This window comes from Terriglobia bacterium (assembly GCA_020073085.1).
Lineage (GTDB): Bacteria > Acidobacteriota > Terriglobia > JAIQFV01 > JAIQFV01 > JAIQFV01.
The window spans coordinates 1-8,476 of record JAIQFV010000068.1 but is presented as its reverse complement, the minus strand read 5'-3'; the positions used below and the strand labels follow the sequence as shown (position 1 = coordinate 8,476).

5 protein-coding genes are annotated in these 8,476 nt (G+C 53.9%); 1 reads left to right on the top strand and 4 read right to left on the bottom strand.

Translation table 11 applies throughout. The annotated features are described in order from the left end of the window. Positions 1–235: 235 nt before the first annotated feature. The 4 genes from LAO21_23235 to LAO21_23220 form a co-directional block, all read right to left on the bottom strand. Positions 236–577, bottom strand: coding sequence for a hypothetical protein (locus tag LAO21_23235; GenBank protein MBZ5555631.1), 342 nt, complete (start codon positions 575–577; stop codon positions 236–238). Positions 578–590: 13 nt separating this feature from the next. Continuing rightward, positions 591–5,762, bottom strand: coding sequence for a hypothetical protein (locus LAO21_23230; GenBank protein ID MBZ5555630.1), 5,172 nt, complete (start codon positions 5,760–5,762; stop codon positions 591–593). Between the two features lie 15 nt (positions 5,763–5,777). Beyond that, a complete protein-coding gene (locus tag LAO21_23225; GenBank protein ID MBZ5555629.1) occupies positions 5,778–6,407 on the bottom strand; it encodes a hypothetical protein in 630 nt (209 codons plus the stop codon). A gap of 436 nt (positions 6,408–6,843) precedes the next feature. Then, positions 6,844–7,689 carry a putative Ig domain-containing protein gene (locus LAO21_23220; GenBank protein ID MBZ5555628.1) on the bottom strand — a complete coding sequence of 282 codons (846 nt, stop codon included), beginning with the start codon at positions 7,687–7,689 and terminating at the stop codon, positions 6,844–6,846. Between the two features lie 368 nt (positions 7,690–8,057). Here LAO21_23220 and LAO21_23215 point away from each other — a divergent pair. Next, positions 8,058–8,476: hypothetical protein (locus tag LAO21_23215; protein ID MBZ5555627.1), on the top strand; the 419-nt coding region annotated here is incomplete at its 3' end.

Below are 8,476 nucleotides of genomic sequence, written 5' to 3'. Positions count from 1 at the left end.
CCTCGTTCCACCAGAGGCTTCAGCGGTTTCATTGCTTCCACCGCTGCTCCGGTTGCTACCGGCTGGAGCGACAGTTGCCGGGAGGGATTTTCACCCCCTGAAGATCGCCGCCTTTTCACGGCGCACTGAATTATCCGGGTTAACTGTGGAGTTGGAGCTTCCAATTGTGAAAGAGCCGCGAACATGCAACAACCCTCTGTTTGTGCCACCAGCGACCCATCCTTTATTCCTTTGGTTAAAAGATCATTACCACCGGTGATCCCACCTTATTTCTTAACTCGGCTGCCTCTGGGCCTCTGTAATCATTACTCGCGAGAGAAATAATAATCTTGCAGTTATCGTCAAATTCGATAACGATTGAATCACCTTTAGTTGCAGTAGCGGAAATTACTCTTTTGGCAATTCTTCCACAAAGCCCGTCGCGAAAACCGGATTCATTCCACTTGATTATTCCAGTCTTACAAGAGACCGATGGCCAATTGTAGACAGTCAACAGATGGTCATCAAAATCAAATTGAATGTAATCCTGCACAAAGATCACAGCGGACAGTTGCTCTCCGACCAATTGATCTAGCATTTGTGGTCCTTTCTCATTTGACAGTGGGATCCTTCGGAGCCGGATTCAATGGAACATGTGCAGAGGGGTCAGAGTTCGACACTGTTTGGCCAGTCGCAGAGTTCACTTTTTGTCCTTGGGAGTTATAGTAGCTAACATTGCCACCGGGATAACCAGGGGAAGCACCCTGCTGAGGAGTGGGATCTTTCACTTGAACTTCATTTACCCTAGGATTCAAGCCTGGACCACCAGAACCTCCTTTAAATGAGAATCCAATCGTGTTACCGCTACTATTTTCCACTGGCAGGGGCCCGGTGGCGCCTTCTGGCACAATGATTGCTTCGCCAGCGGGAGATACAAGAAAATTAGGAGAGTTTGATGGTGCAGGTGCTTCAGTAACAGCCGGCGAAGCATCGAATGGGGACGCATTTGAGGCAAGTACTTCACCTACTGCTATGGCCAAGGTCAGATTTTTTCCGATATTGTTAAGATCCGTACGAGTGATATTACTTATTGAAAAGTTCGGATTTTCAGAGTAGACACTACCCACTTCATTCGCTGCGCTTACCCAAGCCTCCTTTGTCTTGGCTGCCGCTGTTGCGATCGCCTGCTTCGTTTTCTGGTACGCCTCCTTTAGTTTTTCGGCAGTCTTTCGGTAATCTTTGCCATCAGAATCAACAAAAACCAATGGGTTGTTGATTGTATATGAATATCGGTTCAACGACTGAGGTTCGTCGAAATGCGGAGAAGCCGGATCAACAATTGTAAACCTAGCCATTCGTGATGAAAAGTAGCGTACTCCAAAATAGTCAAGACCACTCTCAGCATCCCTCTCTTTCGAGGTAAACCTCTGGTTGGTGCTATCAAACACATCGTAGCCCATGCGCTTGGACCGCCCACCATAGGGTTCGCCAACCTCTTCGCCGAACGGCAGAAAGTCATGTCGGGCGATGACGTTGGCATTGGAATCGGTCACCACCCGCGTGCTGCCCAGGTGGTCCGCCGTCAAATAGCTTGTCCCTCCGTTCCCCGTAGGCGATGTGTTCGTGTATTCCGCTACCAGCTGTCCCTGGGCATTATAAACGTACGTGGTGATCGATGCGTCGACCATCTTTTTCACGCGGCGACCGTCACCGTCATACACATACGTCGCGGCCCCGCCATTGAGCTTGGTCAGACGGTTCTCCGCATCGTAGGTGTATAGCTTGTAGGTGGTGGCGCCCGGCGTGTCCGGCTGCTGCTTGAGGTTCCCCGCGGCGTCGTAGTTAAAGCCGGGATCGGTGATTCGATTGTTGGCCTGACTAACCGTGAGCGAAAAGGTGGGCAGATAAATCCCCCCGTGATTGTCCACCGTGGTGCGATTGCCGTACCGGTCATAGGTGTAGGTCTGATGCCAGCCGCCCGTTTCATTGGCGTCCAACAGGCGATTCAGGGGGTCATACGAGTAGCCCTGCTGAATGACGGTCTGTGTCCCCAGGGTGTCAAAAGTGATCTTCTGGCTTAGGACATTTCCGTTGTTATCACCAGCGCCCAAGGTATTGTAAGCGTACTCCAGCTTCAGCTTGCTGGAATCGCCATTCGATGTCCCCAGCCCGATCTCGTCAGGCTGCAGCCGACCATTGAAGTGACTGTGCTCCCACAAGGTGTTGCCCAGATTCATCGACGCGATCCCTCCGTGGGCCGCATAAAGGAAAGTGGTCGCGTAGATCTTGCTCTGGGGACCGCTGAGGCCATTCATTCTTCCAGCAGGATCATAGCCCGTCGTAACCTCCCGGCCGGAGGGGTAGGCCTGAGTTGTCATCCCACCGGCGAGATTATAACCATAACTCATCGCATAGGTCTGTCCGCCGGTCACCTGGGAAGTTCCCAAAACTCGTCCCATGGCATCGTAACAAGTATAATTCGTCGTCGAGTTGCTGTTTGTGACCTGCGTCAATCGTCCCTTAAAATTGCAGCCCGTACCGACATCGTAGGTGTAAGTGACTGTTGGGGTCCAATCCACCCCGGTCGCTCCGCCGTAGCTGCGGGTCTTTACCCGATTTAAAGCGTCGTATGCATAGGTGGTCACCACCCCCCGTGCATCGGTCTTCGAGGTGAGGTTGCCGGCGTTGTCATATACGTATTTCATGGACCACTGGTCGTTCCCCGTCAATGGGTCGAGCAGAGCGATGCTCGCATAAACATCCTGCTCCGGATTGCGGGCTCGCACCAGCCGCTTGAGGGAATCATACATGAAGTAACGATGTTGTCCTCCCTGGGTGACATGAACCAAGTCGTCGAGGGCGTCATATTGATAAGAGGTCGGCTGTGCGGGGCTGTCGACAGGGCCCAGCTCTCCCGTGTCTTTATCCGGCTCATCCACGCGAATCAGTCGTCCCAGGGGATCGCTGAGGCTGCGGCGAGGCTTGCCGGCCTGATCGACGACCGTCGTCTGGTCGGCATAGTAGGTGGTGGTCACGCTGCCGGTCCAATTCTGGTTGGTTCCCGTCAGAGGCGGCTGTCCCCCTGAAAATGTCGCCACCTCAATGATCCTCCCCAGTTCATCTTGCGTGGTGCGGGTCCAGCCATCAGTGGGCTCTCCTATCCCACGTGTCGGGTTCGACGTGAATGTAACTTGGCCCTTCAAAGGAGGCGGCAAATACGAGTACACCTTGTGCGCTCGGATGGAATAGCTGGTGCCGTTCTCGCTTGCCTCCGTCAGCACGACACGCCCCAGTGGATCAAGGGTCGTCTGACTCTTCAGCAGCGCATCCCCTTCAAGGGCTAGATCCTGCTTCACTTCTGTTCGCCGCGCGGTATCGTGGTACAGGTTGACAACTCGCCGGTGACCACCGGTCACCAAGGGGCCTGCAACGACCCCGGCTCTCGCGAAAGGATCGACGCTTTGCAGGAGTTGGTTGGTATAGTCCGTGGTGGTGACATTCCCGTTCGGATCGGTCTGGCTGGTCACCCGGCCTGTAGAGTTATCATAAACAATCGAGGTAGTCTGTGCCCCTGTCCCGTTGAGGGGATCACCGACAATGCGGTTTGGCTGTGCATGGGTGGCATCGTCGAAGTAGAAGTAGGTCAGGTGCCCATTCGGATCGGTCGTCGAAGTCCGGTTGCCGTAATTGTCATAGGTGTGCTGGGTCGTGGACCACCGGTTATTGATGTTGTCCCACCGGCTTTCCTTGGTTAGATTGCCCTTGGTGGGCGCAATGCCATAGGACTGCCCGTCATAGCTGAGCTGGGTGTCACTGGCGCCAACGGTCGTTTCCTTCAGCGCGTTGAGGATCAAGGGTGTTGCCGTCCCTATCGACCGCTTGGCGTATACATTCGCCGAACTGGAGCCCGAAGCCTGGTTATAGTAACTACTATTGGTCACCCGCAGAACAGTGGCCCCCGCAGGAACGCCCGTTGGAACTCCCTGGGCATCACGGCTCACCGAACCGGGGTCAAACCAGTCATACTCGGTTTCTTGAGTGACGTTGCCATTGTAATCGAACTGGTAGGTCTTGGCCGACATTTTGACCGGCACACCACCTTCCACCAGGGTGGTGTATTCGGCATCCACGACGGGATTGAAGTTCACAATGCCCCCTGGGCTGTTGCGACTCGCTCCACTGAAGATCAGTTGAATCCAGTGACGTTCAATCACTTTTTTCCCTGACTGATTCTCACGGTAAACCAAACCATCATATCCCCCCTCGCCGCCATTGACCAAAAAACTCCCTAGATCATGTTCATAGGACCATTCATCGATTGTTGATCCACCAGGGTTCACAACGCTGCTCACGCCTGGAGAGATATCGTAGCTCCAAACATCACTCGCTCCATCATGGGTGACGGTCTTGCTCATAATGTGTTCTTGCGGCGGATCCATGGCTTCGACATTGGCGAAGTGGAACAATTCGAGGTTGTATACATAATCTACCGCCGCTCCAGAGGGCAGTTCCATATGGCTCAGGGCACCCCAGCCCGTGGAGACGGGGACCGGATCTGTCGGAAACTGTGGTCCACAAATTGGATTCTGCAGCAACGTCCGCTGCTCGACATTGTCCGAGTTATAGGAAAACGTGAAGTGGCGCCTCGGGACGACCTCTTCGTCTTCTGTCGCCGGCAACACAATCGACCGCAATACCGGGATCTCGGCAAAGACCAATGCCCTTTCACCGTTGCAAGGATAGGCATCACGCTCGTCGGCTATTGAATATGTCAGCCATTGGACCGACGTCGTTCCGAAGTTGAGGTCAATACTTATTGGGTTGGCCCCCACAGCCTGATACTCTATGTGACCAATGCCCTGGCCTTCGTTCCCATTGGGATCGAAGACATAGAGCATTTCCCTTCCCGTGCCTTCGTCCACATAGTGGGTGGTAATGGTCGGTGGATTCTCCGGGTGGTCGGGATCGTATGTGGATGCGGAGTATATTTTCAAACTGTTTCCGTTGGTATCCCGAATTCGCTGTCCGTCCACACCGTCCTGGACTGTCATTCCATCTGGAAAATAAACGGTCCAACTGACAGGCGAGGCCGAGGGATTAATCACAGCCCAGAGACGGCTGCCGTCGACAGAGTAATAGCTCATGGACTGATGCGTCGTGTCGGGCCAGCTATTAAAGTACCCACGCAGATAGTCACGATTACCATCAAACTCTGTGGAATTGTTGGGTCGCAGTTCGTGGATGGCGCCATCGGGAGTTCTCAGCGTTACTTTTTTCCATTGATACTGAAGGAGACGGTAATAATCCGGGTCGTTGGGGTCGGTCGGCATCAACCAATCAAAATCGTGTTGACTGTCCTCAAAATCAATTGAGTAAACCCCACCAACAGTCCAGCCCCCAACCGGTGAAACCTGAAGGTGAGAGATCACATAGTTGTCGGGTGGAGGCTCTCCTGGGATGGGATTGTCGATTTCCTGCCTAGTTGCATCCCACACCTTGCTGTTATACACAGCCCTCAGCACATAGGACAACCGCCCTCCTGCGATCGGAGGCAATCCAGCCAAGGGAATAGAGAGGTTCACATTGCCATTGCTCAGATTGACGTTTTCAATATCGGAAACGGCATAAGTCCCCAAGGGCGTAATCCCACGATCAGGACGCGCAGGCGCCTGCGCGAAGGAGGGCTGACAGGGGAGGAGGCCAATGGCAAAAATGGCACTCAAAAACAGAACAAATCCAACTTTTCCTAGAATCGACCAGATTGAGGACCGGTTCGAGTTCATGGTCGCGCTCTCCTTTCACTGTCTTGGTCCATGTCCGATATTATTGAGACTCAGCTCCATCACCACCTGCCCGCCCCGGGTCCACCGAATGAGAGTGGGTTCCAGTTCCCCGCCATCGTTGACCCAACCCCCGAATTCAGCCACTATCGCCCCGCCCTGCTCTTGCGAAATCACTTTGTCGATCAACCCGGTGGAGTGGTTGATGTAATAAAGTCGCCAGGGGCTGAGAGGTTTGTTTTGAAGAAGCGCCTGCGGCTCGCCGATGCGTACGATGTCCCAGGTCGGACCCGTATACGTGGGTGAATCCCCGGCTTCATGCGGCCTGACGTTGCGAGCGACGGTGAAGTAGCTCGCACCAGATAACTGGGCCTGAATGAACTGGTCGGGGCTGTCCAAAACAATTCTTTCCACGAGCCCTCTTTCGTCCCCTACTGCACGCGCCCCATTAGAAAGAACTCCATCATTTCTGGTCCACAGGAGTGTGGGCTGTCCTCCGCCGAAGGCGAGCGCGACTTGCTCCCCGTCATCCCCCTGCGTCCGGACAATGCGAATGTGAGAGCGTTCGTTCCCCATTGTGAGAAAGCCCGTGAGGGTTGACTTTTCGAGACCGGCAGCATTGAATCGTTTTCCGAGCCTTCGGCGCATCTTGTCGGCTTCCGGTTGTGACGAAAGCCTGTCGTGCCTGCGAATGCTTGCTCTTGTATTCTCCTGAGCAAGGGTTTTAGTGGTAAACCCGAAGCCGAGCCAAGACAAGGCAACGCTGAAAGCAAGAATTGAAATTGCTGTGCCCCAAGGCGGTCCTGGAAAAAGATTGAACAATCCGAGGAAGAGCCGTCGAAGCTCTCTTTGGTCTCGTGCCGATCTGATCGAATGAAATGGATTCATGGCTGCTCTCTGCATATGAGTGCTCCCATCGTGAAATTCCTCGTCGCTATGTGTTCTTTCAAGCGAATCACTCTCGTCGATGCTTGATCTCGATCAAACGGATCGAACTTCGCTTTGGTTGGTCTGCACTGCTCTGCGATTTCACGTGACACCTTTCAGGCCCTAGAACGATTTGGACCAGTGAACGCACTTCAGCTTAAGGCTTGCACTTGCCATTAGTCCCGGCGTTGAAGATGGCCAGGATTTCGTCGGCCGTCAGGACCCGGTTGTAGAGGGAGACTTCATCCAGGAGACCCTTGAAATACCCACTGCTGGAATTAGAAATGTCATGACCCAGCCTCAAGGCGTTGTTGAAGGTCATAGTGTGTTGACCACTGGTTCCCTGCAAAGTGCCGTTCACATAGACTCTGGCCACAGCTCCATCATAGGTAAGAGCCACGTGAGACCAAGTGTTTAAAGCGACGCTGTTTGCAGGCGTGGATAGCCGGGTGCTCCCACCCTGGTAGTAATACAGTTGGCCGCTGATCAGATAAAACTGCCCGAAATTAGATCCGGCGTATGTGTTGGAAACCAAATGCTCCAGAAGCCCCGTGCGCGTGGGAAAGACCCAGAACTCGAGGGAAAAGGTGATGCCGATGTTCATCGAGGGAATATCCACATAATCATCCACCCCGTCGAAACTGAAGGCGCCCGCTACCTTGCCGCCGGACGTGTAGGTTGCCCCATTTGTGAACGTGCCGTTATTGTTGCCCACAATGTCGTTGGCATTGGTGTCTCCCGGCCACCAATCAACCAGTCCCGAGGGCGGAGTCAAGGCTGTCAACACCGTCGCAGAAATTGTCCTGCTGGCCACAGCGTTCGTGGCGTCTGTCGCTTGTGCCGTGAAACTGAAGGGTCCCGCACCAGTCGGAGTCCCACTGATCACCCCGTTCGAGTTGAGTGTCGTCCCTGTGGGTAAATTGCCGGAGGTCAAACTAAAGGAAATCGGTGAAGTTCCATTCAAGGTCTGGATCTGATATGAAGCTTGGGAGCCGACGAACATCGTCGGAAGCGACGTTGTGGTGATGTCGAATTGGTACTTGCACTTTCCACTGCTCCCGGCGTTATAAATAGCGACAATCTCATCGATCGTCAGGGCCCGGTTGTAGAGGGAGATCTCATCCAGGAGACCCTTGAAATACCCACTGCTGGAATAAAATTCGCGGGGTCAGATCGGGACTTTGGACAAATGGACATTCCCAGAACAAAGGCTGTCGAACTTGGATGGTGTGAGGTCGTCAAGAACCGCAACGATGATTGCGTCTTCGTCTTGGCAATGCTGAAATTGTCCAAAATTGCGGAATTTTGGGTCAGACCTTTCCAATTTCCAAAGCAGGAAGAGAGGCGGAGGGGGAGCTGTGGGAGGCGCGTGTGACGTGGTTGAGAAACTATCCTTGGAGTTCCTACCGCAGCTACATCGGCTTGGAGAAGCCGCCGGAGTGGTTGCACTGTGAGACCATTCTCAGTTGGCTGGGGAGGGAGAATGGGAGGCGGGCTTATCAGGAGTATGTGGAAGGAGCGCTGCGAGAGGGGTTGAAACAGGCGCCTTGGAAGGAATTGCAGGCTCGGGTGGTTCTGGGGAGTGTCGAGTTTCTACAACAGGTCGAGAGTCGACTCGATCGGGTTGGAGGAGGGGCCGAGCCTAACAAGTGGCGAAAAGGGCGACCCTTCGAGGACATCGTCGGGCTGGTGGAGCAAGCGAAGGGAGAACGGTGGGATCAGTTCTGCAATCGGTACGGAGATTGGGGACGGAACCTCGTGTTGACGCTGGCGTATGACTATGGCGGAAT